Below are 22,780 nucleotides of genomic sequence, written 5' to 3' on the forward strand. Positions count from 1 at the left end.
TTAAGTGACTTTTTTGATGAAAAACATGCCTAAAACGACGTTTTTCAACATACACCACTATAAAACAAGGAACATGGAAAACATTGCAGAAAGACTTGCCGCATTGCGCAAAATAATGGCACGGGAGAAACTCTGTGCAGTAATAATCCCAAGCACCGACCCGCACAGCGGGGAGTATGTGCCTCAACATTGGGAGGGAAGAAAATGGATAAGCGGATTCACAGGCTCTGCCGGAACGGCTGTCGTCACCATGTATTCGGCTGCCCTTTGGACGGACTCCAGATACTTCATACAGGCTGACAACGAACTGGAGGGCACGGAATTCCAACTCATGAAGATGAAGATGCCGGGCACACCGTCCATACCAGAGTGGATTTCACAAGAGATTTTCAAGAAAGAGAGGTATGCCGGCGGCAACTCCACGGAGGTGTGCATCGACGGAACAGTGTGCTCTGCGGCGGAAGCTGAGGAACTTGCTGCGGAGCTCCGCACAAACGGAGGGCTGACTTTGCGCACGAACCTTGACGCGCTTGCCGAGATATGGCTTGACCGCCCACCACTCCCTACCGCGCAGGTGGAGGTGCAGCCTGCCGGATTTGCAGGCGAGAGTGCGCACGAAAAACTTTCACGCATACGCAAAGCACTGCGCAGCATGCACGCCGACGGCATGGTTGTGGCCGCCCTTGACGACATAGCATGGACACTGAACATCAGAAGCAGTGACGTCCACTGCACTCCTGTGGCTGTAGCCTACCTGCTCATCGCCTCCGAAAGTGCCACTCTATTTATAATAAAGGAGAAGATTTCCCCGGAAACCGCCGCTTACCTTGAGGGCGAAGGGGTGACGGTGGATGATTACAGGAACATAACAAAAGGACTGAAAAACTATCCGGAATACAACATTCTTGCCGACAAGAATGAGGTAAACCAAAGGCTTTACAAAAGCATAAAGTGCCATATTGTCAACGGAGCGTCCCCGATTCCGACAATGAAATCCGTAAAATCGGAAGCGGAAATCACAGGATTCCGCAATGCCATGCTGCGCGACGGCGTGGCATTGGTGAGGTTCACGAAATGGCTGAAAGGGAACATCGGCACTTTGCCTATGACGGAACTCTCTGCCAGTGCCAAACTTGAAGTTCTGCGCGCCGAGCAGGAACTGTTCCGCGGCGTGTCCTTTGACACCATAGCAGGCTATGGAGCGCATGGCGCAATAGTCCACTATGAGCCGACAGAGGCGACTGACATTCCGCTAAAGCCTGAAGGATTCCTGCTTCTTGACAGCGGAGCGCAATACCAGGACGGCACGACAGACATCACTCGCACCATACCTCTCGGACCGTTGACAGAGGAGGAACGGCTGGTTTACACACTCGTGCTGAAAGGGCACATCGCTCTCGAAAGGATAAAGTTCCCTGACGGGGCAAGCGGGACGCAGCTTGACGCCGTGGCACGCCAGTACCTTTGGCTGTACGGCTACAACTATCTCCACGGCACAGGGCATGGCGTGGGCTCATACCTCAGTGTGCATGAGGGACCCCACCAGATAAGGATGGAGTACCGCCCGGCACCTCTCCATGCCGGAATGACCGTCACCGACGAACCGGGAGTGTACCTCGAAGGGAAATTCGGAGTGCGGATCGAGAACACTCTGCTCACGCGCCACTACACCACACCTCTGCAGAAAGCCGGCAGGGGCTGCGAATCGCCCACGGCAACGTTCCTCGAATTCGAACCGCTGACGCTTTGTCCGATAGACAAGGAGCCTATAATCCTCGAAATGCTAAACAGCGAAGAGCGCGAATGGCTCAACGACTACCACCGCCATGTCTTCGACTCCCTCTCCCCTCTCCTCTCCCCTGACGAAAGGGAATGGCTGAGAGAGGAGTGTGCAGCGATATAGTCCTCTGTCATCATAAATGTTTGCTTTACGCATTTTTACTGTCAAACCGCATAAAGCAAACATTTATAATGACATCTTTAGAAATATCATTGCATTAAAATCCAATATTTCTCCTATTTAATATTATTGCTGTCCGGTAAACATATACAACACATTATCATTCATCTGTTTCAGTTATGACAAGCCCCTATCCTCGCATACAGCAACAGGATTTCGCTGTAAAGTGTGGCGGAGCCACATTTTATGAGAAACATTTCCTATGAAAATGTGATTTCACAACAACTTGTGGAGTTTTACCGGACAGTAATAATTTAATATATACACATTCAAAACACTGCATTTCTGTCTTGAATGTGTGTTCATCCGCATCATCATCCATTGAAAAACAAAAAAAATGGAGTTGGAAGGAATAAATGATATTCCGGCCAACTCCAATCCAAAGTAATGTCACATTATGCTTTGTTCTTGATAATCATTACCTCTATGATAGAGATAGCTGTGCTTTCAGGGATGTCCAGCGACTCCGCCAGCTGATTGATTATGTCCTTCTCTTCCTCTTCAAGAACGCCGTCTGCGAGAGCAATGTCCACGGCACAAGCAAAAGCCGTGAGCTTCAAATCGTCAGAAAGGTTGTCGGTTGAAGCCTTTACCAAAGCTCCTGCACCGTCTTTCTTCAGGATTTTGAACAGCTTGTCGAACAACTTGTCAAAAGCCGGGCCTGAGAAATTGTCGTACAGGCGCAAACGACGAATATAACTTACGATACCTGCCCATTCGGATTCGGCAATGCTGCCGTCCGCACCTGCCATTGCAATGGCGATTCCTGCAAAAGCCTCTTGCTGGGTCAGCTTTGTCTCTTCCGGTGCTGACTGAAAAATTTTGTCAAAAAGTCCCATAATTCTATGTCCTTGCTCTCAGTTCCGGTGAGCGTTTGAATTTAACATCGAAGCGTGGAACCGTACACCCTAATCTTAACACACAATGTCCGAGAAACCTTTGGAAACCGGTGTGGGAATGACTGTCTCACGCATGTGTATGGAGACATCCCCACCTTTCCTACTCCGTTGTTTGGCAGTTTATCAGGCTTTGCATGTACAAGACAAGCATAACGCCTCGAATTTTCTAAATATCTCTTGGAAAGAGTTGCCTCTATCCGGGTGCAAATATACGTATTTTTTCTGTATTAGCAATGATTTTTATCAAGAAATTTAGTGCATGACCTCAAAAAAAGATACAAACCGGACATGCCGGTCATTGTGCAGATCCGGTCATCCCACGACCCTCTTTTGTCCATATGAAAGCAAAACAAGCCGATTGCTTGCAAAACAGCAGGCATTCAAGCATTTTTCATAAACAGAGAATCCAATAAACATTGAAATACTGTTGAAACAGCAAAAGGTAACACTTGACCATGCAAAGTGTTACCTTTTGCACAGTCAAGTGTTACCTTTTACGGGATGAAAGGTTACCTTTCATATTGTCATTTGCAGTCTTCCGCTTTTTCATGTGCCGGCAGGCATGAGCAAAGGCTTTGGCACATTATGTTCCGGCTCTTACCGTACAGTGGTCAAACCGTCACGCGCTATAGTTTGCCTGTTGTCAGCTCATCATTAAGATAACAGTAGACATAGCCCGGATTCTGATACATCAGCCCTGTATGCTCATTGCACATTTTCTCGTATGTCTCTGAATTATACACTATGTCCAAAGCACTTTCCACATCAGTTGCCAAGCCTTCCTGAAGCACACGCTTTGCAAGATCTATCGTCATGGTCTCTATAAAATATGCCTTTTCCATAAAATGTAATTATTTGGTTTGCAATGCAAAAATACAATCTTTTACTGTAATGACCAAACTTTATGTGAAAAAAACGGAGAAATGCAGGGTACAGAAACAACAAAAGGTGACACTTCAATAATGAAATATCACCTTATTACAATGTGAAAGGTTGGCTTTTGCCATATATTGGCTTTTCATGTGCCGGCAGGCATTGGAAAATCCTATTATTGATAAGGATAGTCTGACAACTCTTCAAGTCCTGCCGTAGAGGGCGGGACGTCACCGGAAAGAGGGTCATTCTCACCTCCGCCGAGAGCTGAGCTTATAATCTCACCGTCCATAGGACCGACATTGTCTATCGGAGCATAACGCTCGTTCTTGTTGGCGAAGCGTGTGAACTCGCCACGGAACGACACAAGGACATCCTTTGTGGCACCCTTACGGTGCTTGGCAATGATAATCTGTGCCATGCCGCGAAGGTCTTGGCCTGTGGCACTGTCCTCCAAAATGTGGTAGTACTCCGGACGGTGGACGAACTGCACCATATCGGCGTCCTGCTCTATAGAGCCGGACTCGCGGAGGTCAGACAACTGCGGACGCTTGGAGTCTATGCCCTTGGCATCGCCATCGCCACGGCTTTCCACGGAACGGTTGAGCTGTGAGAGGGCAAGGACGGGGACATCAAGCTCTTTGGCAAGGCCTTTCAGCGAGCCGGAAATCTTTGAAACCTCCTCCTGTCGTGAGTTGAACTTCATGCCGTTGGCATTCATCAGCTGGAGGTAGTCAATCATGATTATCTTGACTCCTTTCTCCTTCACCAGTCGGCGTGCCTTGGTGCGGAGCTCAAAGACGGAGAGTCCGGGAGTGTCGTCTATATAAAGAGGTGCGCCATCAAGCTTGCGGAGGTTCTGGTCAAGGCGTGCCCACTCCTCATTGGTCAGCTGGCCGTTGAGAATCTTGTGTCCCGGAATCTCGCAGACATTGGAGATGAGTCGGTTGACAAGCTGCACGTTGCTCATTTCGAGAGAGAAGAACGCTATCGGAATGCGGTAGTCGACGGCAATGTTCTTAGCCACGGAGAGGGCGTAAGAGGTTTTTCCCATGGCAGGGCGTCCGGCGATGATGACAAGGTCGGAGGGCTGCCACCCTGAGGTGACGGCATCGAGGTCGTCAAGTCCTGACGGCACACCGGTCAGTCCGCCGCTGTTCGCCGCCGCTTTCTGCAGGATTTCGTAGGCTTTCTTCACCACAGGGTCAATCTGTGTGTAGTCCTGCTTCATGTTCTTCTGCGAGAGCTGGAACAGTGCGCCTTCCGCTTCCTGCATGAGCAGGTCGGTGTCGACAGTCTCGTCAAATGCCTTTGTCTCTATGTCACTGGCATAGCTTATGAGCTGGCGCGCCATGTATTTCTGTGCAAGGATACGGCTGTGGTACTCCACATTGGCAGAGGACGACACCTTTGCGGACAATTCCACGACATACGGAGCACCGCCCGCCTCATCAAGCGTGCCCATTTTCTTCAGTTCTTCCGACACGGTGATGATGTCGGCAGGTCGCTCGCTCATGTTCAGGGTCTGTATGGCAGTGAAGATTTGCTTATGGCGTGGGTCGTAGAACGTGTCAGGATGGAGCAGTTCGCTGACCACTCCGAATGCCTCAGCGTCTATCAGCAATGCTCCAAGCACCACCTGTTCCACATCCAATGCCTGTGGTGGCAAGTGTCCGTAAGTGTTGTCTATCGGCGCAGGCTGTTGCCTTCTCGTCCTGCTTCGCCGGCTTGTTTCTTCTGTTGATGGCATAATCGTGGTATAGTCTGTTTGTTTTTGTTTTCTGTCATTATCAGCAAAATGTCCTGACCTGCAATGTTTTCAGCACAATTGCAAGCCTGCCTGCTGTCTATTCGGCTACAAAGTTATAAAATTTAATTCAGAATCAAGAAGCAAGGATTTTATATTTTCATGTAACCTTTGAAAAATATCATTCTGCAAATAATATAATATACATATATTAAAAGGCTGATTCCATGTCTCAGGAACCAGCCTTTCAATACATATTCTGTTTACTTTCTGTCTGAAAGTTGTGCTATTACTTGTGCTTTTTTAGAACTCTGCGTTGTTCGGAGTACGTGGGAACGGAATGACATCACGGATGTTCTGCATACCTGTAACGAAGAGGATAAGTCGCTCGAAGCCAAGTCCGAAGCCTGCATGTGGGCATGAGCCGTACTTGCGTGTGTCAAGATACCATGACATGTCCTTCATAGGAATGTTGCGACGCTCTATCTCTCCCATCAGCTTATCATAGCTTTCCTCACGGACTGAGCCACCGATGATTTCGCCAATCTGTGGGAAGAGGACGTCGGTTCCCTGTACGGTCTCCTCCATTTCCTTGCCCATGCAGACAGGTTTCTCGGCGTCTATCTTCATGTAGAATGCCTTTATCTCCTTCGGATAGTTGGTCATGATGACAGGCTTCTTGAAGTATTCCTCGACGAGGTAACGCTCATGCTCGGAAGCAAGGTCATCGCCCCAATTGCAAGGATAGTCGAATTTCTTTCCGCCCTTGATTGCCTCTTGGAGTATTTCGATGCCCTTTGTGTAAGGCAGGCGCACGAATTCTGTGTTCACGACTCCCTGAAGACGCTCAAGAAGTCCCTTGTCTATCATCTTGTTGAGGAACTCAAGGTCGTCCTTGCAGTTGTCAAGAGCCCACTGCACGCAGTACTTGATGAACTCTTCCTCAAGGTCCATGAGCTCATCCAAGTCCATGAACGCTATTTCCGGCTCTATCATCCAGAACTCAGCAAGGTGGCGCGGAGTGTTGGAGTTCTCTGCTCGGAACGTAGGTCCGAAGGTGTAAATGCCTCCAAGAGCAGTAGCACCAAGCTCACCTTCCAGCTGTCCGGACACAGTAAGTGATGTCTGCTTGCCGAAGAAATCATCATCGTACATAATCTGTCCGTTCTCATCCTTCTTCAAGTTGTAGAGGTTCTTTGTCGTAACCTGGAACATCTGTCCTGCACCTTCACAGTCAGAGGCTGTGATGAGTGGAGTGTGGAAATAGAAATATCCCTTGTTATGGAAGAATGTATGGATGGCCATTGCCATGTTGTGGCGTATGCGCATGATTGCTCCGAAAGTGTTGGTACGCAGACGGAGGTGCGCATACTGGCGCATGTACTCAAATGTCTGTCCTTTCTTCTGCATAGGATAGTCAGCACCGCAAAGACCATAAATCTCAATGTTGCTGCATTGGATTTCAGATGTCTGACCTTTGCCTTGGCTTTCGACGAGAGTTCCTACGGCACAGATACATGCACCGGTGGTAATCTGCTTGAGCAATTCAGCGTCAAACTTGTCAGTGTCACAGACAAGCTGCACATTATTTATAGTAGAACCATCGTTAAGAGCGATGAAGTCAACAGCCTTGCTGCTGCGGTGGGTACGCACCCAACCCTTTACGCAAACATCCTTGCCGAACTCTGTGCTTTTAAGGATGTCTATAACTTTTGTTCTTTTCATAGATGAACGTTATTTATTATATGTATGTCTGGTAAAAAAACACCTTGCCTTTTCATTGGATGTCAGTCCTCGGAAAAGGCAAGGATTGCCATATTTTCATTGTGTACTGTCACTATTGTATGATGCCACACGTAATATTACGTTATTCGCAAGCACCCATGCGCAGCATGTCTACCTCTTTCTCTGTGAGGAATCGCCAGTCACCACGGCGGAGATTCTTCTTTGTAAGACCTGCAAACTGTACGCGGTCAAGCTTGATGACCCGGTAGCCGAGGCTCTCAAAGATACGGCGCACAATACGGTTCTTGCCGGAATGTATCTCTATGCCAACTTGCTTCTTGTCAGTAGGAGAAGCATAGTCCACAGCATCAGCCTTGATTAGTCCGTCCTCAAGTTCAATGCCTTCGGCTATCTTGTTTATGTCATGTGCCGTCACGTTCTTGTCACAGAAGACATGATAGACCTTCTTCTTAAGGAAGCGCGGATGTGTCAGTTTGGAAGCCATCTCACCATCATTGGTAAGCAGCAGCACACCTGTTGTGTTACGGTCAAGGCGTCCTACAGGGTAGATGCGTTCAGGACATGCGTCCTTTACGAGATCCATGACAGTCTTGCGGTTCTGCGGGTCATCGGAAGTGGTGACATAGTCCTTTGGCTTGTTGAGAAGGACATAAACCTTCTTCTCGATTGACACCGGTTGGTCGTGGAAGACAATCTTATCGGAACGGAGAACCCTTGTTCCCAGTTCTGTCACTACGTTGCCGTTGACAGTCACCAAGCCTGCCTGTATGAAGTCATCAGCTTCACGGCGGCTGCAGATACCTGCATTTGCAAGGTACTTGTTAAGACGTATAGGTGCATTCGGGTCAATGTGAGCCTCACTGTACTCTATACGCTTCTTGTGGCTGTATTTTGCATTCGGGTCATAATCAGAGGTACGTGGCCTGCGGAAGTTCCCTCCCTGCTGGTTGGTGTAGCCGCCACGGCTGAAGCCTCCCTGCTGACCATAACCACCGCGGTTATAGCCACCACGGTTATAACCGCCCTGCCGGTCATAGCCTCCATTATTGTTATAGCGAGGTCTTGGCTGGAAGCCGCCCTCTTTCATTTCCCCTTCATTATTGTTGTTATATCTTGGACGGTAGCCCCCCTGCTGGTTATTGTAGCTGTTCTGCTGGCCATAGCCGCCACGATTATAGCCATTTCGGTTATAATTGCTGCTGCCGCCATTGCCCCCGTTGAAACGTGGACGCTGTCCATACGGACGGCGCTCACCCTGCTGGGCATTGTCATGGAAAGCAGAGCCGAAACCTTCCGGACGGAAACTTCCCTCATTGTTATTACTGTAGCGCGGACGGTCTGAGCCATACTGTGGGCGAACGATACGCGTACGTGGTCGTTGTGGACGTCCTTCGCTGCTGTACTCTCTGTTGAATGCCGGCTTGCGGTAGCCCTCACGGCCACTTTCCTCAAAGCCCTTCTCTGTCTTGTCTTTATCAAATTCCTGGTTCATTTTTGTTTGAAGATTAAGTGATGATAGTTCTGTTCAATTACTTTTTCTCTGACTCTCGCGAGCCGTCTCTTGTCTGTTTTTTCTGTGTTTCTGTTATTGTTATTTAGTTTTTAAATTATAAAATTACTTGGTCATGCCCCCTTTCCGACACATTCCTGTTTATCAGATGCCGGTATAATTAGAAGGAGTTATAGCCATCAACTCTTCCTTTACCTTGTCGCTGACATCGAGAGTCTTCACAAACTCATGGATAGTCTCCTCAGTCATCTTTGTGTTTGTGCGTGTGAGAGCCTTAAGAGCCTCATAAGGATGAGGGTAAGCCTCACGGCGCAAGATTGTCTGTATAGCCTCAGCAACAACAGCCCAAGTGTTGTCAAGGTCATTCTGCAAAGCCTCTTCATTGAGAATCAGCTTGCGCAAGCCTTTCAGTGTGCTCTGTATGGCGATGACACCATGTCCGAGCGGAGTACCGATATTACGCAGTACTGTGGAGTCTGTAAGGTCACGCTGCAGACGGCTGACAGGGAGCTTTGCAGCAAGGAACTGCAGGATAGCGTTTGCAATGCCGAGGTTGCCTTCCGAGTTCTCGAAATCAATAGGGTTAACCTTATGCGGCATTGCAGAAGAGCCGACCTCGCCCGCCTTGATTTTCTGCTTGAAATACTCCATGGAGATGTACATCCAGAAGTCACGGTCAAGGTCAATGATTATAGTGTTTATGCGCCTGATGGCATCAAAGATTGCGCCAAGGTGGTCATAGTTGGAAATCTGTGTGGTGAACTGTTCGCGCTCAAGTCCGAGCTTCTCTGCCACGAACCTGTTGCCAAACTCACGCCAGTCATATTCCGGGTAAGCGACATGATGAGCATTGTAATTACCTGTTGCGCCGCCGAACTTGGCAGTGAACTTGCAGTTCTTAAGAAGAGCAAGCTGCTCCTCAAGACGGTAGACAAAGACCATCACCTCTTTGCCGAGGCGTGTAGGAGATGCAGGCTGTCCGTGAGTCTTTGCAAGCATTGAGACATTGTCCCACTCTGCGGCATAGTCACGCAGTTGCTGTATAAGTTCTTCCACCTGAGGATAATAAACCTCCTCAAGAGCCTCCTTTATGGAGAGAGGCACAGAAGTGTTGTTAATATCCTGAGATGTCAGTCCGAAATGGATAAACTCCTTGAATGGTTCAAAATACCCCTCAGCAACGACACCGTCGGCAGCCATAGAGTCCAGTTTCTCCTTTATGAAATACTCCACCGCCTTGACATCATGGTTAGTCACCTTCTCTATATCCTTCACGCGCTGTGCGTCAGCCACAGAGAAATCCCCATAGATGCTGCGCAATGCAGGGAAGAGGTTCTTGTCAAAACCCGCAAGCTGTGGAAGAGGGAGTTCACAAAGAGTGATGAAATACTCAATTTCCACTCTTACACGGTAACGTATGAGAGCGTATTCTGAGAAATAACCGGCGAGGCAGTCAGTCTTGCCACGATAGCGTCCATCGATTGGAGAGATAGCTGTAAGTAGTTCGAGATTCATTGCACCTTATTGAAAATACGTGTTTTCTTTAGTTCTGCGGTCCACAGCCATACGACTGTCCCGCCATTTAATAAAATTAAAGTGCAAATATACTTATTTTCCAAGAAATAAAAGAATTTCCACCACTACTTTTATTTACTGTTAAGTAATAATTAACAATAATCAACAACCTCAACCACCCATACCACAAAATAAAAAAAACTGCAACTCTTGGAAACATTCCGAAGAATCACAGAATCATATTCTCTTTACAACTTCTTATATTGTGCAGATATTGTATGTGTATGTGTACGTGATGTGGGCGCTGAGGGATTCGAACCCCCGACCCTCTGCTTGTAAGGCAGACGCTCTGAACCAACTGAGCTAAGCGCCCGTCGTCGCTGTGACGGTGTCAGGCAAACCATTTCTGAATTGCGAGTGCAAAGGTACACACTTTTTCCGAGCCCTGCAAGTTTTGAAGAAGTTTTTTGTATAGTAATGGAGAAAAAGTTTGGTTTGGTTGATTTAAATTAATACTGATAGTGGAGGTACATTATTATATTATGTGGGAGCATGAGGATTCATAAGGGAACGTGATAAAACATGAGGAAACATGATGCGCCATGGGGAAGCATGAAGGGAGAAGAGTGAAGGGGGAATCATGAAAGGGGGGGGGGGACATTAGAGAACATGATAAATAATTTATGTGGCGGTGGAGGTCACATCTTGTTGCAAGAGAAGATACCATTCACCCTATGCTTCTTCCAAAAAGTCCATGCAACGCACAATAATATTCTTCCAATGCCTGCGCATCCTCTGTCACATCGGTGAAGACTTCAAGCAACAAAGGGCGGTCAGAGGCCATGGAAACAAACGCCTTCATCTGCAGTTCAAGCTCTTCCGCATTACGGACAGAGAGATAGCCGACACCGTGGGCGTCACAGATACCGCGAGCATTTGCCGTATGAGCACCAGCAATATGAGTGCCACATACAGGCGAAGATTCAAGCCCCGGCAACCGGTGGAATATCCCGCCACAGTTGTTGTTCAGCAAAAGAATGCGGAAATTACCCTGCAAATTACTATTCCACAATGCATTACAATCATAGAAAAAACTAAGGTCGCCTATGACACAATACACCGGCGTGTCACAAACCGCAGCGAATCCGGCAGCCGCAGACAACGTCCCTTCTATGCCATTCACACCACGGTTGACATAGACATAACGGTCGGCATAAATATTCGCAAGGCGCACAGCAGAACTGTTGGCATAATGCACAATACAATTGTCACCAACAAGGCTCTCAAACCTCTTCACTGCCAGCATCTGCGAATAGCAAGGAACATGCTCCACAGCATGCTCTGACACACAATCAAGAGCAGTCTTCCACCTCGCAAAGAACGCCTTTGCACTGTTTTCCAAGTACTTGGCACTACCCTCCAACAATGAAGCAATACCACAGAAAACATCCTCTGGAGAGCTTTCGATGACAATAGTCTGATTCATGAATGTGTCATGCACCTCACCGTCTTCGCTCACAGCCCACGTCTCAACGTCCGAAAGCCTGCGAAAGAGTTTCCTCAGACGCTTGCTTACGATTGTGTCACCTGCATAAAGGATGAAATCAGGCATATAGCCAGCATTGTCCATGACACACGACAGCACCTCATCAAAATGTACCGCACCCAATCCAGGACTAAGCGGTTCCTGCAAGACTGTCACCCTTTCTGATACAGCACGCAACGCCTTTGCCAATTTCTCACTATACCTATGCTGCCCGACAACAACCATCGGACGTGACGAGGCACAGACCCTATTGACAATTCCCTCACAAGCCTCAGGCGCAAAGCCACTTACGCCCAACCTGCGAATAACCCTTTCGTCAGGAAGACTGCCGACATTGAACACAAACAAAGGCTCCGTTATCGGGACATTTATATGCACCGGGCAACCACCATTACTGTCTGCCGCAAGCAAAGCCTCATTGACAAGGCGGTTGCAATGCCAACGCTCATCACCACTCTGCGGTTCAGGCAATGCAACACACTTTGCCACAAAACCGCCAAAAGCATCAGGCTGCGGCAACGTCTGCCCATCAAGCTGTCCTATCCACGCCATCGGACGGTCGGCAGAAACAACAACCAACGGCACATGCCGATAGAATGCCTCTGCCACAGCAGGCGCAAGATTAAGCAATGCAGAGCCGGATGTCACACACACAGCTACCGGCCCGCCTGCAGCCAGAGCCACACCTATGGCATAGAACCCTGCCGAACGCTCATCAGTCACAGGATGACAGGTGATGTCATCGCACTCGTTCAGATTATGCACAATAGGAGCATTGCGCGAACCCGGGCACACAACGGCATGCCTTACCCCATGCTTCACAAGCAAAGATGTCAGTATGTTTATGTTTTCCTTGCAGCTATACATCTTATAATCAATGATTCAGAATCTTCCTCATAGTCTCCATTTTCGCCTCTGTCTCGTTCCATTCCTGTTCCTCCACACTGTCTTGCAGCAGTCCTCCTCCGGCATACAAATGGAAATTGCGTCTGTCCCTGATGTGCATGCAGCGCAGCGAGACATAGAGTTTGGTATGTCCGCAAACATCCAGCGGTCCGGCAAAACCACTGTAATATCCGCGCGGAGTGTGCTCATTCCTGACGATAAAGTCAAACGTCTCATTCTTAGGCAGTCCGCATACGGCAGGCGTAGGATGCAGCATGTCGAGCAATCTGCCAACGCCGGCACCCTCCTCAAAAGCGAAACGGAAATCACTGCGCAAATGAACAAGGTTACCGGCACGAGCCGTGCAAGGTCCCGCCTCCGACACATCATGGGAGAAACGCCCTATACATTCCTTTATATATGTCGCGACATACCGCTGTTCCTGTATGTTCTTATCACTCCAAGCCGGACAGTTGTCAGGTGAAAGGCTTCCGCAGCCATTGCCCAAAGGCACATCAAACAGCAAAGCGTCACCTTCAAGCTGCATTGTCCCGGCAAGCGCAATGGTGTGCCATGCGTCACCTTCTTGTTCCAAAAGGACTTCAGGCGTAGCCATAAGCCACGTGCCACTCAGGGGTGTTGAGAACAATGCCACAAACATGCGTGGATAAGTCTCACATGCCTTACGGAACAAGGCAAACGGACTTTTCTCGCAAGAGACTGTCTCTGCGGACATTCTTGCCAGCACAATCTTGCGGAACACACCCGAAACAAGGCGGTCATGGCAGTTCTTGAAATCGTGGGAGTAATGCTCTCGCTCTGCCCCGGATGCTTCTTCATCGGCGGAAGCATCATCAAGCACACTCATCTTGTCAATCAGTTCCGCCACATCCGCAGGGATTTCGCCAACACTACCATAAGTGTTGGTGGTCTCCGGCTGCAGCAGGACTATCGGCTTGTCATCACTAACGACAAAAGGAGCGATGACGAACCCACTGTGTCCGTCAAGTTCTTGGCATGATTCAAGGTGCAGAGGCACACTTTCCGCCTGCATCATGAAGGTGCATTTCTCTTCCTTCGGTAATCTGTAAACAGCATAGCCTGCCATATCAAACTTCCTTGGTATTAGTTTGTTTTGTCATTTCTTCTTCCGTCACAGCATGACGTCGCTTAAGGTAGTTCATCACATTAACCGTCGATATGAGATTCCCTGCAGAGTCCGTGACAGAGACATTCCACACATGCAGCCTCCTGCCTTTGTTCAACAGCCGTGCCCGTGCCGTCACCGTATCGCCTTCGGCAACAGACTTCAGATGATTGCCGCTGACACTCACTCCAACACACATATCGTCAGGACACAGGGCAATGGAACCGGCACCGGCAAGAGTCTCCGCCAATGCCATTGTCGCACCGCCACTGAGGATGCCGAACGGCTGCCTTGTGCGCTTGTCGACACTCATGACCGCTACACACTCGTCAATCTCCGGAGTGGAGACAAGTGTTATACCTAATGAAGTTGACAGACCGTCGATGCGTTCTGTCAACTCTTTCACACTGCTTAAATCCATAAATACACTTTAATTGCGGCAAGCATACTGTCACCGCAGCTTTGCGAACAGCCAGAGCACAACGACCGCACCGACTATGGCTGTTATCATCTCCCCTATCCAACTGTAAGCAGTCAGACCGAAAAGGCCGAAAACCCAACTTCCGACAACTCCGCCCAGTAGTCCCAAGAACAGATTTACAAGGCAACCACTGCCTTCTCCTTTCTGCAGCCGGCTTGCAATATATCCGGCAACGATTCCGCTGATTATTCCGCTGATCATGTTCGTAAAAGTTTTAAATTATTAATATGAATCACTAACTCTATCATGCCTGAAACGGCACAATTCCTTTTTACCTTAATATAATCATTCTATGCACTCCACCCTGTCCTCTTCCGTTATCTCACGCACGACACGGCATGGATTGCCGACGGCAAGAGTGTACGGCGGTATGTCATGCGTCACCACACTTCCTGCACCGATGACAGCACCGTCGCCGATTGTCACTCCGGGAAGGACAACCACATTGGCGGCAAGCCACACATCATTGCCAATGGTGACAGGAGCGGCCTTCATCACGCCCTCGTTCCTCTGGTCCGGCAGCAAGGCATGGGTAATGGTGTAGATGCCGCAGTTGGGACCGATGAACACGTTGTCGCCAATGGTCACCATGCCCTCGTCGAGTATGGTAAGGTTGAAATTCGAGATAAAATTCTTACCTATGGAAATGTTCTTCCCAAAATCGCACCGGAAAGGAGAATGGACACAGAAAGAGTCTCCTATGCTTCCCAAGATCCTGCGCACCAGTTCCTCACGCTCCTCCTTGTTCTCTGGAGGTGTGGCATTGAGCTTGAAGCACAAACTCTCCGTCGCATTCAGCATTTCCAGAATCTCCGGAGCAAAGCCGTAGACCCATTTCCCGGCATGCAAATCATCCATGAGTTTATTCATTGTCAGCAAGTCTAAGTAAACAATCCCTTTGTCGTGACATTCATTGTCAGGTGCAAAGATAATACTTTTTTCCCGTATCTCCGCCAACCTTCACAATTTTTCATTTCCTCTAACAAATCATGCTTTTTGCACAACTATTAAGCAAGCAAGAAATTGAGTGACGGCGCACCGCCTTGCGGCACTTTAGCAGCGTCAGCTTGTCCGCAAAGCAGCATACGGATTCCGATTCCCACCAAGCCGTGACTATGCCGGAAAGCCCCATTTCATGCAAACGTTTATCCTTCAAAAACACCCATTTATCCCATTTTACCCCCCCCATTTTTTCTAAAAAAAATATTACCTTTACAGCGTGTTTCAGAACTCATGCAATTTGAGAGAAATTATTAATCACACTATAAACCATAAATATTGACTAACTTCAAAAAGAATCAGGCATGAAAAAAGCATCTCTTTTATGCGGGCTCATTGTTCTGCTTGCTGCATTCGCCTTTCCTGTAGAAATGTTTGCAGACAATTACAAATCCGTGGTCTCCGTTTCTACGAATCAAACTGCTGACAACAGGAAATTTACAAAGAAACGTGGCGCAGCAGACACATTCTACAGAGACATCATTTTGTCAAATTACGAGGATGTTGACTATCTTGACATCAAATTCAAGGTAACAGACAGCAGTGACAATGTAACCGAACTTGGCTATTACGATACAGACCAGGCGGGTAATCCGAGTAATATTATTGACGATTTCAACGGAACTCCTGAGAAATATTGGTGTTCAACAAAAGGAGATATATACTTCAAATTGTCCATTAAGGAACTAAGAACGAAGTACACTCGATGTACACTTACACTGACTTTCAAAGAGATGGGAAAGGATAGCAATCCATATTGGTATGTTAGTGTCAAAGGAACAGAAATATCTCCTGACGCTGTCTTCAATGACGCCTATTATTTCATAAGCGACCTTTCCGATTGGAAACCACGTGAATGCTTCCGCTTTTCACCGTCACGCATAAGAGAAGGCGGAAATTTAAATGAGCAATATCAAAATTTCAATTTCCGTGATTTCTTGTTGGACGAGAAGCATGCAGACAAAGAATCCATAACTTACTGGATTGCGACAGGCGATGGTAAAGTTGTATACAGACCATATACGGATAATTACGTGTTGGGCAAGAATGCAGCTTATGAAACCAAGAAAGGTAATATCAAATTATATGAGTCTTACGGCTGCCTTAAGAATGGCGATAAAGCATTCAAACTGAACCGTGGAACAGCAGAGTCCTACACAATATTTATTAATACGCAAACCAATGAACTTGAGTTCATAGCCAATGACAAGTATGTCGGACGAGGAAATATTTCCGAGAAAGGCTACTATCTTGTAGGCAATTTCACACAAGCAGAAGCACATATCAATATTGACCCGACCAAGAGCGACAGCCGACGCGAGATGAGGAAGAGCTGGTACAAAGACGGCAGAGAACATCTTGAATGGAACAAGACAGATGAAGAAGCTGACAGCGTACTTTTCAGAGCCACCATCCCTAAGCCTGCGGAAGGCTGGAATCAACTTTACCTTATGGTATTTGACAAGAATGACATTGAAACTTGGAGCAATCTTACCTCAGACATTGAAAGATGGGGAAAGGCTATACGCCCACAATGTCAATGGGTTAAAACAAGCGTTGGTCTCGACTGCACAGCATTACACGGAGGATTGGTTTCACGAAACGAGGGAGGCGATGGCAATGGCTGGAGCGCAAGCCAGGCTCTCAACCCACAAGTTGACGATAGTTATACGTCCTACACGTTCTCAATGAACATCACGACGTCGACATATAACCTCGTGTTCAACAAAGGTATGTATATCATTGGACCGGCGGTCACCGACCAAAAAGACGAAGAAGATTACAGAGACGATGACGGCTGGAGCATATACGACCCTGACCACCAGACAAAACATGCGCTGCGCATGTACTATAACCGTGACTCACGTTGCTATACCTACCGTGGCAAACCGGAGGATGGAGCTACAACGGAAGACATGCTTGCAAAGGATGAGCAGCCTGTGCACTTCGAAGCCGGAGAAAAGTTCGCATTCGTCTACAACAAGGACTTTACGCAAACGTCATTCATGGGCGACCGCGTTTCACCAAAGTCTTTGATTAAAAAGAATGAAAAGGACGAATACGTATCCACTGAGACAGACGAATACAATCTGGCAGACAACGACTACTTGAACGACAACAAGGACACACAGTATGTCAACTATCTGCGTACCGGCAGCGCATCGAAGAAAAAATACAACGAGGAAAGCAAAGAAATCAGAGCATGCGATTTCGGTCTGCCTACGGGTAACTATTTCATCAGACTGTACATCCGCCAGGACGGCGACATGCAGAAAATCTACTATTTGCTGAACCGTGCATACACTTTCTACCGCCCGTACGCTGACAAAGTGGAGGGCTACGACACATTCAAGTCTTTCTGCGACTACCATGCTGTCATCGTTCCTGACGGCATCGACATCCTTTATGTCACAGAAGCCGACTTAAGCACCATGACGGCAAAGGTGGCAAAGTACGAGCCGGAAGTGATTGACAGCAAAAGGATTCTCCCTGCCAACACGCCTGTAATCCTTGCGCAGAAGACAAACAGCGTGAACAAGACTCTCGAGAAACCTGTCATAAGTATGGAGTACTACGAAGAGCCGAATTACAAAGAGGGACAGGATATTCCTGGAAACATGCTTAAAGGGCAGATTTCACGCAAGCATATCGAAATGACTGAGCAGATTGGAGGTGAATACTATACAAACTACCTCTTCGGCTACAAGAAGAGAAACGGCAGCGACAAGCCTGCAACAATAGGCTTCTACCAGCCTGGCGACGGCAATTGCTCTATAAACACAGCCTATCTGCAAGTCAAAGGCAAGATTCCTTCTTCCTCTGCAAGCAAGGGATGGACAATGGCATTCGATTTCGGGACGACAGCCATCGAGAGTGTGAAGGAGGACAATGTCATGACGGATGACAGCTACTACACCCTGCAAGGCATGAAAATAGCACGCCCGACAACAAAGGGCATATACATTCACAACAACAAAAAAATCATCATAAAATGAAAAAGGAGGAACAAAAAAGAATGAAAAAGAAGTATGTCAAGCCTGAAATAAGAATAATCCCCTTGGACATGGAGGAGCTCCTTGCGCCTATCATTTCAAGCACGATTCATCAGGGCGAAGGTGACGACAACGAAGGTCAGATGAGCAAAGGGGACGCGTTCGAGGACGATTGGGGGAACCCGTTCTCTGACAGTCCGTCTGAAGAGGGCTTCTGAGAAGGCTGCAAAAAAACGTCATGAGTTTTCTTATTCTCTATTTATCATAACAGTCAGAAACGAAGCTTTCACAAGCGAAAGGTGGCACTTGGCATTGCCCTCCGTCACCTTTCATGCCGCTGACGGTTACCGCTGACCATGCGAAAGGTTACCGTCTGTAGTGCGGAAGGATAGGAAAAGCACTGTGATTCATTACCAAAAACGTGCGAAAGGTAACGAATTGCAGTGCTTTTTTTGTCAGGACGTCACGGCTTTCCACAACAACGTACTGACATACAGCAACATAGCACAGACGCAAAATCCTGCGATATTTTCCCGTTTATTGTCCCTTGATTGTCTTCACGCGAAATACGGAGGGCAAAAACGCAATGAGTTTTCTTATTGGTGTCAGGTAAAATAACGTGAGTCCGATGAATTTGCGTTATTTGATGCTATCAAAAAGAATGCCATAAAAAGCATCGTGAAACGGTGACTCTTCGTTAACCCCGCATGGAGGCGCAGCCGAACATGCAGGGTGTCCCAGGGCAAGTAATTCTGCACCGTAAGACGGTGCCTCACACTGAAGGGGAGTGTTATGGGCGTATTTATGCATGAGACACCGTCTTACGGTGCAGGCTGACTCCATGCGGTGATTTTACAGCGTCAGCTTGCACGCTGAGCAGCATACGCTGATGTATGTGCCCGGTAAAGAAACAGTCAGGCTATTTGCCCATGCGCGACACTGCACCAGAGCCTGCGCCTGTGCCCTTATACTTGGACTTGGCGGCATTGAACACATAGCGGAGCGACATGCTTATGCGCTGACGGCTGTAACGGTTGTCAAGCGTGAGCGTGTAGTAGCCGCAATCCATTGCCGCAGACATCTTTGAACCCGTATGGAAGATGTCGGCAAACTTGAAGCGCAGGCTCAGGGCATCGTCCTTCAGCCAGCATTTTTGCACCGCTGCATCCATTGACCACATCGCTTTGGTGAGCGACATGTTCATCTGGTCGCCCTTTGACATCACCATACCGTTGAGCTCCAACTGCCATGAGTGCTTCAGGCGGAAAGCATTGTTAAGCTGTCCGAACCAGAATGGCTTTGTCTTTTCCACCAACCGCATGCCACTTTCCTCACGAGGGTCGGCGAGGAGTTGCTTCAATGAGGGTTTCATAAAGCCCACCGTCCAGTTTGGTGTGTAGCATCCGAAGGTAGGCATGGCGGTAATGAAGGCTGACAACTGCTTGTAAGGGTCTTTCAGGTTGACATGCTTCAGGAGGATGACTCCCTCGTCAAGTCCTTCTGCCGGTGTGCCTTCCATGCCTCCGATGTATGACCATTGTGTGATGACGTTCTTCTGATGTATGTACTGCAAGGCAAGATTCAGCCATTTCCAGCGGAAGTTCGCGCCGAGATCCTGCTTGGTGGAGTTCTTCAGCTTAGGGTCACCGGTAACCATGCAGTAGCGGTTCATGTAGGTAACAGCATCGGAAAGCGTGCCATACCATGGGCGTTCAGTCTTCATGCTGTAAGAGAGTGCCGCCTGGACAGGGCCGAGCTGTGTGGAGAACGACGCTGAAGGGAAGAAATCATCGGTATAGCGTGTCATGTTGTTCTTGGAGTCAAGGCAGTCCGTATAGTCAAAACCGACATGCTCATAGCGCAGTCCGACACTGGCAGAACCCACCTTCGGAATCTGGAAACCATACTCCAAGAAGGCTGCGATGTTCTTGTCGCTGACCTCCATTTCGGACGAAGGGACGGTGGTTTTCGTGATAGTGTACTTTGAATCGCGGTTGACGAATGACATCTCCGTGCCGACATTCAGTTCACCTTTCCACACCGGGTAAGAGAAGACGAGCTTTGTGGCAAACATACGGTTCTTGTTCATCTTCTCAGTGGCGATGTTTTCAGCCTCTGTCTCAAGCTCTTCGAGCTGTGCGGTGGTGCTGGTTGTCTTGTTGCGGTAGAGGTCAATGTTCCAGTCGATGCCCAGTTTGCCCACCTTTCCGTTGTAGTAAGCGTTGGCAGACCAGTTGAATGGTTCGTTTTCTTTCTCTGCCGAGTTGGAGAAGATATGCTCCGTGACGACATTATTCGTCAGAATATCCTCATCAAGAGCACTCCATGAAGTGCCATAAAGCTGACTTTTCATGTCTATGCGCATACCGACGGAATGGTTGTCGGCTATCTGCCAGTTGAAACCAACGTTGTAGCTCAGACCGTAATAGTTGGTGTTATTATACGTGTCTCCTTCTTGTGAGACTGTTGCCGCTTTATAGTAACTGTCCTGGCGGAGGGTCTGCGTGTGCTCGTTCCGCCACTGCCAATAGTTGAGTTTGCCGAAAACGTCAACGGAGTTGTGACGGTAGTTGACCTTCACTGTTGACGAAGGGTTGAATGTTTCGTTCTGAACATCGTAGTTGCCATCGGCGAAAGCGTTGAATCCGAAGCCTTCTCCCTGACGTTTCTTGGTGCGTATGCGCACTACGGCCGTCACCGTGGCGTCGTATTGTGCGCCGGGATTGTGGATGACATCGACGTCGAGAATCTCCTCGGAGCGTATGGTCTTGAACTCGTTGATGTCCTGCACCTTGCGCCCGTTGATGTAATAAACCGGCTGTCCTTTGCCTATCACCTCGAGGTCATCGCCGTTTTTCGTCATGCCCGGAACCTTCGCGAGCATCTCTTCCAATGTGCCCGACTGGGAGAGTACCGAGCCTTCAATCTTTGTGAGCATGGAGTTGCCCTTCAGTTTTGTCTTCGGTGCCGTGCCTTTCACCACCACCGCACTGAGTTCCGCCTCTTTGTAGATGCTGTCAAGGGCTGCTGCCTGATCCTGTGCGGTGGCTGTTATGGAAAGAAGAAGTCCTGCTGTTATGAGTGATTTTGTCTTCATTGTTCGTAATTTTTGTATTGCGTAAAGGGAAAATAAATGTGTTTGTGTTGTTATGTTGTTGTGTCTGTGTTGTAAGGTTGATGACTTTTCAGGCTTCATTCACGGCACTGTGAAGGCATTAACTGCCGGAGACATCAGGAGTCTCCGTGCTACCCCCCCCATTTTTTTTCGGCTTCTGCGAAGCGTGATACTCCTTGACGACATCGTCAATGGAGATGCCGAGGAGGCTCATCTGGCGGAACATTTCCGCGAGAGTCTTATGGATGAAAGTCTCTTTGCGCTGCCGGCGGATTGCGCTTTTCGCACCGGCGGTGACAAAATAGCCCATGCCACGGCGCTGGTAGATAATCTCCGAGCGTGACAATTCCTCGTAAGTCTTCATGACTGTGTTGATGTTCACCTGCATGAGTGTGGCGTAGTCGCGCACCGACGGTATGCGTTGGTCTTCGGCATAAGCACCGGAGAGTATCTCGTCACATATTCGGTCGGATATCTGCAGATATATCGGCCGGTCTTTATTGAACATTTCCATAAGCTTATTTGTTGAAGAAACGGTTGTTGATAATCTGGCTGCGGCTGAAGAGACGGAAGGAATACCAGTAGCAGAAGCTGATGAACGCAAGTTCGACAAGCAGCACCACGCATTTCGCAAAGTCCTCTCCGACATACCATTCTATTTCAAGCGCACAGTCATTGGCATCAAGAATCTCGTTGAGCACCCATCCTGCACCTGTCAGCAACGTACCTACGACAAACGGAACGACTATACACCAAAAGACGCAAGTAAAGATAAACTGGTGCTTGCGGAACAGTGTGCCGCCCAGAATGAAGGCTGCGTGCGCAGAGACAAGTCCGAAAATGAAAGCCGTCACGCCCCATATCACGCCCAAATTTGTTATCTCCAAGGCATCTGCCAATATGCCAAGGGCGGCCCATGTGACAGAGGAACTTATGCCATAGACACCTTCAGAGACAATCCTCTGTACGCCGTCACCGGCAATGAGTCCTGCGATACAAGTCCCACCGAGCACCAATGTGACATAAATCCAGTTTGCCACATATTTCTCCAGATTAGTGGCAGGAAGCATGGCATAGTTAAGGAACGCTGTCTTTGTCTTTGTGTTGAAGCTCACTCCTGTAGCATATTTAAGCATTATCACGCTGATGCAGATGAGCATCACCACTGCCATGGACGACACTTCGCCATAGTCGGCAGCCTCATCCGAAAACCAGAACCCGTTAGCCACGCTCATTGCAAAGAGCATTCCTATAAGTCCGCCGATGAAAGTGCGCAGGAGTTCCCCTTTTCTGCCTATGACATTCCAGCGTACTACTTGTAGAAGTCTGTCTGTTTTCATATTCTTCATGTGTTTTGTTTTATT

General features: G+C 48.3%; 17 protein-coding genes and 1 tRNA gene. 3 read left to right on the forward strand and 15 right to left on the reverse strand.

The features are described from left to right. The first annotated feature begins 73 nt into the window (after positions 1-73). Positions 74-1,903 (forward strand): aminopeptidase P family protein, encoded by a 1,830-nt coding sequence (locus HPS57_RS08915; RefSeq protein ID WP_172182275.1) that lies wholly within the window; start codon positions 74-76, stop codon positions 1,901-1,903. Positions 1,904-2,355: 452 nt separating this feature from the next. Here the strand turns inward: HPS57_RS08915 and HPS57_RS08920 are convergent, their stop codons facing one another. The 12 genes from HPS57_RS08920 to HPS57_RS08975 all read right to left on the reverse strand — a co-directional run bounded on the left by HPS57_RS08920 (position 2,356) and on the right by HPS57_RS08975 (position 15,179). Next, complete coding sequence (locus tag HPS57_RS08920; protein ID WP_172182277.1) at positions 2,356-2,799, reverse strand: tellurite resistance TerB family protein; 444 nt, start codon at positions 2,797-2,799, stop codon at positions 2,356-2,358. Positions 2,800-3,485: 686 nt separating this feature from the next. After that, entirely contained in the window at positions 3,486-3,701 is a 216-nt protein-coding gene (locus HPS57_RS08925) for a hypothetical protein (RefSeq protein WP_253946520.1), read from the reverse strand. Positions 3,702-3,907: 206 nt separating this feature from the next. After that, a complete protein-coding gene (gene dnaB, locus HPS57_RS08930; protein WP_172182279.1) occupies positions 3,908-5,482 on the reverse strand; it encodes a replicative DNA helicase in 1,575 nt (524 codons plus the stop codon). 300 nt (positions 5,483-5,782) lie between these two features. Beyond that, positions 5,783-7,204, reverse strand: coding sequence for an asparagine--tRNA ligase (gene asnS, locus HPS57_RS08935; RefSeq protein WP_172182281.1), 1,422 nt, complete (start codon positions 7,202-7,204; stop codon positions 5,783-5,785). A gap of 142 nt (positions 7,205-7,346) precedes the next feature. Further along, positions 7,347-8,717, reverse strand: coding sequence for a pseudouridine synthase (locus HPS57_RS08940; RefSeq protein WP_172182283.1), 1,371 nt, complete (start codon positions 8,715-8,717; stop codon positions 7,347-7,349). A 162-nt stretch (positions 8,718-8,879) separates the two neighbouring features. Continuing rightward, on the reverse strand, positions 8,880-10,250 hold the full coding sequence (gene purB / locus HPS57_RS08945; protein WP_172182285.1) for an adenylosuccinate lyase: 1,371 nt from the start codon (positions 10,248-10,250) through the stop codon (positions 8,880-8,882). Between the two features lie 298 nt (positions 10,251-10,548). Beyond that, positions 10,549-10,623: transfer RNA gene (locus tag HPS57_RS08950), tRNA-Val, on the reverse strand. A 354-nt stretch (positions 10,624-10,977) separates the two neighbouring features. Continuing rightward, positions 10,978-12,663, reverse strand: a complete 1,686-nt coding sequence (menD, locus tag HPS57_RS08955; RefSeq protein ID WP_172182287.1) for a 2-succinyl-5-enolpyruvyl-6-hydroxy-3-cyclohexene-1-carboxylic-acid synthase — start codon at positions 12,661-12,663, stop codon at positions 10,978-10,980. A gap of 7 nt (positions 12,664-12,670) precedes the next feature. Further along, complete coding sequence (locus HPS57_RS08960; RefSeq protein WP_172182289.1) at positions 12,671-13,789, reverse strand: chorismate-binding protein; 1,119 nt, start codon at positions 13,787-13,789, stop codon at positions 12,671-12,673. A gap of 1 nt (position 13,790) precedes the next feature. Continuing rightward, positions 13,791-14,249, reverse strand: a complete 459-nt coding sequence (locus HPS57_RS08965; RefSeq protein WP_172182291.1) for a PaaI family thioesterase — start codon at positions 14,247-14,249, stop codon at positions 13,791-13,793. Between the two features lie 30 nt (positions 14,250-14,279). After that, entirely contained in the window at positions 14,280-14,510 is a 231-nt protein-coding gene (locus HPS57_RS08970; protein WP_172182293.1) for a GlsB/YeaQ/YmgE family stress response membrane protein, read from the reverse strand. An 84-nt stretch (positions 14,511-14,594) separates the two neighbouring features. Continuing rightward, positions 14,595-15,179 (reverse strand): sugar O-acetyltransferase, encoded by a 585-nt coding sequence (locus tag HPS57_RS08975; RefSeq protein WP_253946521.1) that lies wholly within the window; start codon positions 15,177-15,179, stop codon positions 14,595-14,597. 434 nt (positions 15,180-15,613) lie between these two features. On the opposite strand from HPS57_RS08975, the gene HPS57_RS08980 reads away from it, so the two are divergent. Both HPS57_RS08980 and HPS57_RS08985 read left to right on the forward strand, forming a co-directional pair. Continuing rightward, on the forward strand, positions 15,614-18,304 hold the full coding sequence (locus HPS57_RS08980; protein ID WP_172182295.1) for a hypothetical protein: 2,691 nt from the start codon (positions 15,614-15,616) through the stop codon (positions 18,302-18,304). Between the two features lie 20 nt (positions 18,305-18,324). Continuing rightward, positions 18,325-18,519: a hypothetical protein gene (locus HPS57_RS08985; protein ID WP_172182297.1), complete on the forward strand. Its 195-nt coding sequence runs from the start codon at positions 18,325-18,327 to the stop codon at positions 18,517-18,519. A gap of 701 nt (positions 18,520-19,220) precedes the next feature. On the opposite strand, the gene HPS57_RS08990 is transcribed toward HPS57_RS08985, so the two are convergent. The 3 genes from HPS57_RS08990 to HPS57_RS09000 all read right to left on the reverse strand — a co-directional run bounded on the left by HPS57_RS08990 (position 19,221) and on the right by HPS57_RS09000 (position 22,756). After that, complete coding sequence (locus tag HPS57_RS08990; RefSeq protein WP_172182299.1) at positions 19,221-21,398, reverse strand: TonB-dependent receptor domain-containing protein; 2,178 nt, start codon at positions 21,396-21,398, stop codon at positions 19,221-19,223. 118 nt (positions 21,399-21,516) lie between these two features. Beyond that, on the reverse strand, positions 21,517-21,930 hold the full coding sequence (locus HPS57_RS08995) for a GntR family transcriptional regulator (RefSeq protein ID WP_172182301.1): 414 nt from the start codon (positions 21,928-21,930) through the stop codon (positions 21,517-21,519). Positions 21,931-21,934: 4 nt separating this feature from the next. Next, positions 21,935-22,756: a hypothetical protein gene (locus HPS57_RS09000; RefSeq protein ID WP_172182303.1), complete on the reverse strand. Its 822-nt coding sequence runs from the start codon at positions 22,754-22,756 to the stop codon at positions 21,935-21,937. Positions 22,757-22,780 lie beyond the last annotated feature (24 nt).

The sequence above is a fragment of the Palleniella intestinalis genome (assembly GCF_013166595.1).
Classification (GTDB): domain Bacteria; phylum Bacteroidota; class Bacteroidia; order Bacteroidales; family Bacteroidaceae; genus Prevotella; species Prevotella intestinalis.

Coding starts and splice junctions, on each gene's coding strand:
- purB (WP_172182285.1), bottom strand. CDS start 10,250: ATGAATCTCGAACTACTTACAGCTATCTCTCCAATCGATGGACGCTAT.
- HPS57_RS08960 (WP_172182289.1), bottom strand. CDS start 13,789: ATGGCAGGCTATGCTGTTTACAGATTACCGAAGGAAGAGAAATGCACC.
- HPS57_RS08925 (WP_253946520.1), bottom strand. CDS start 3,701: ATGGAAAAGGCATATTTTATAGAGACCATGACGATAGATCTTGCAAAG.
- HPS57_RS08970 (WP_172182293.1), bottom strand. CDS start 14,510: ATGATCAGCGGAATAATCAGCGGAATCGTTGCCGGATATATTGCAAGC.
- HPS57_RS08985 (WP_172182297.1), top strand. CDS start 18,325: ATGAAAAAGAAGTATGTCAAGCCTGAAATAAGAATAATCCCCTTGGAC.
- HPS57_RS08915 (WP_172182275.1), top strand. CDS start 74: ATGGAAAACATTGCAGAAAGACTTGCCGCATTGCGCAAAATAATGGCA.
- dnaB (WP_172182279.1), bottom strand. CDS start 5,482: ATGCCATCAACAGAAGAAACAAGCCGGCGAAGCAGGACGAGAAGGCAA.
- HPS57_RS09000 (WP_172182303.1), bottom strand. CDS start 22,756: ATGAAAACAGACAGACTTCTACAAGTAGTACGCTGGAATGTCATAGGC.
- asnS (WP_172182281.1), bottom strand. CDS start 7,204: ATGAAAAGAACAAAAGTTATAGACATCCTTAAAAGCACAGAGTTCGGC.
- HPS57_RS08990 (WP_172182299.1), bottom strand. CDS start 21,398: ATGAAGACAAAATCACTCATAACAGCAGGACTTCTTCTTTCCATAACA.
- HPS57_RS08980 (WP_172182295.1), top strand. CDS start 15,614: ATGAAAAAAGCATCTCTTTTATGCGGGCTCATTGTTCTGCTTGCTGCA.
- HPS57_RS08940 (WP_172182283.1), bottom strand. CDS start 8,717: ATGAACCAGGAATTTGATAAAGACAAGACAGAGAAGGGCTTTGAGGAA.
- menD (WP_172182287.1), bottom strand. CDS start 12,663: ATGTATAGCTGCAAGGAAAACATAAACATACTGACATCTTTGCTTGTG.
- HPS57_RS08975 (WP_253946521.1), bottom strand. CDS start 15,179: ATGAATAAACTCATGGATGATTTGCATGCCGGGAAATGGGTCTACGGC.
- HPS57_RS08965 (WP_172182291.1), bottom strand. CDS start 14,249: ATGGATTTAAGCAGTGTGAAAGAGTTGACAGAACGCATCGACGGTCTG.
- HPS57_RS08995 (WP_172182301.1), bottom strand. CDS start 21,930: ATGGAAATGTTCAATAAAGACCGGCCGATATATCTGCAGATATCCGAC.
- HPS57_RS08920 (WP_172182277.1), bottom strand. CDS start 2,799: ATGGGACTTTTTGACAAAATTTTTCAGTCAGCACCGGAAGAGACAAAG.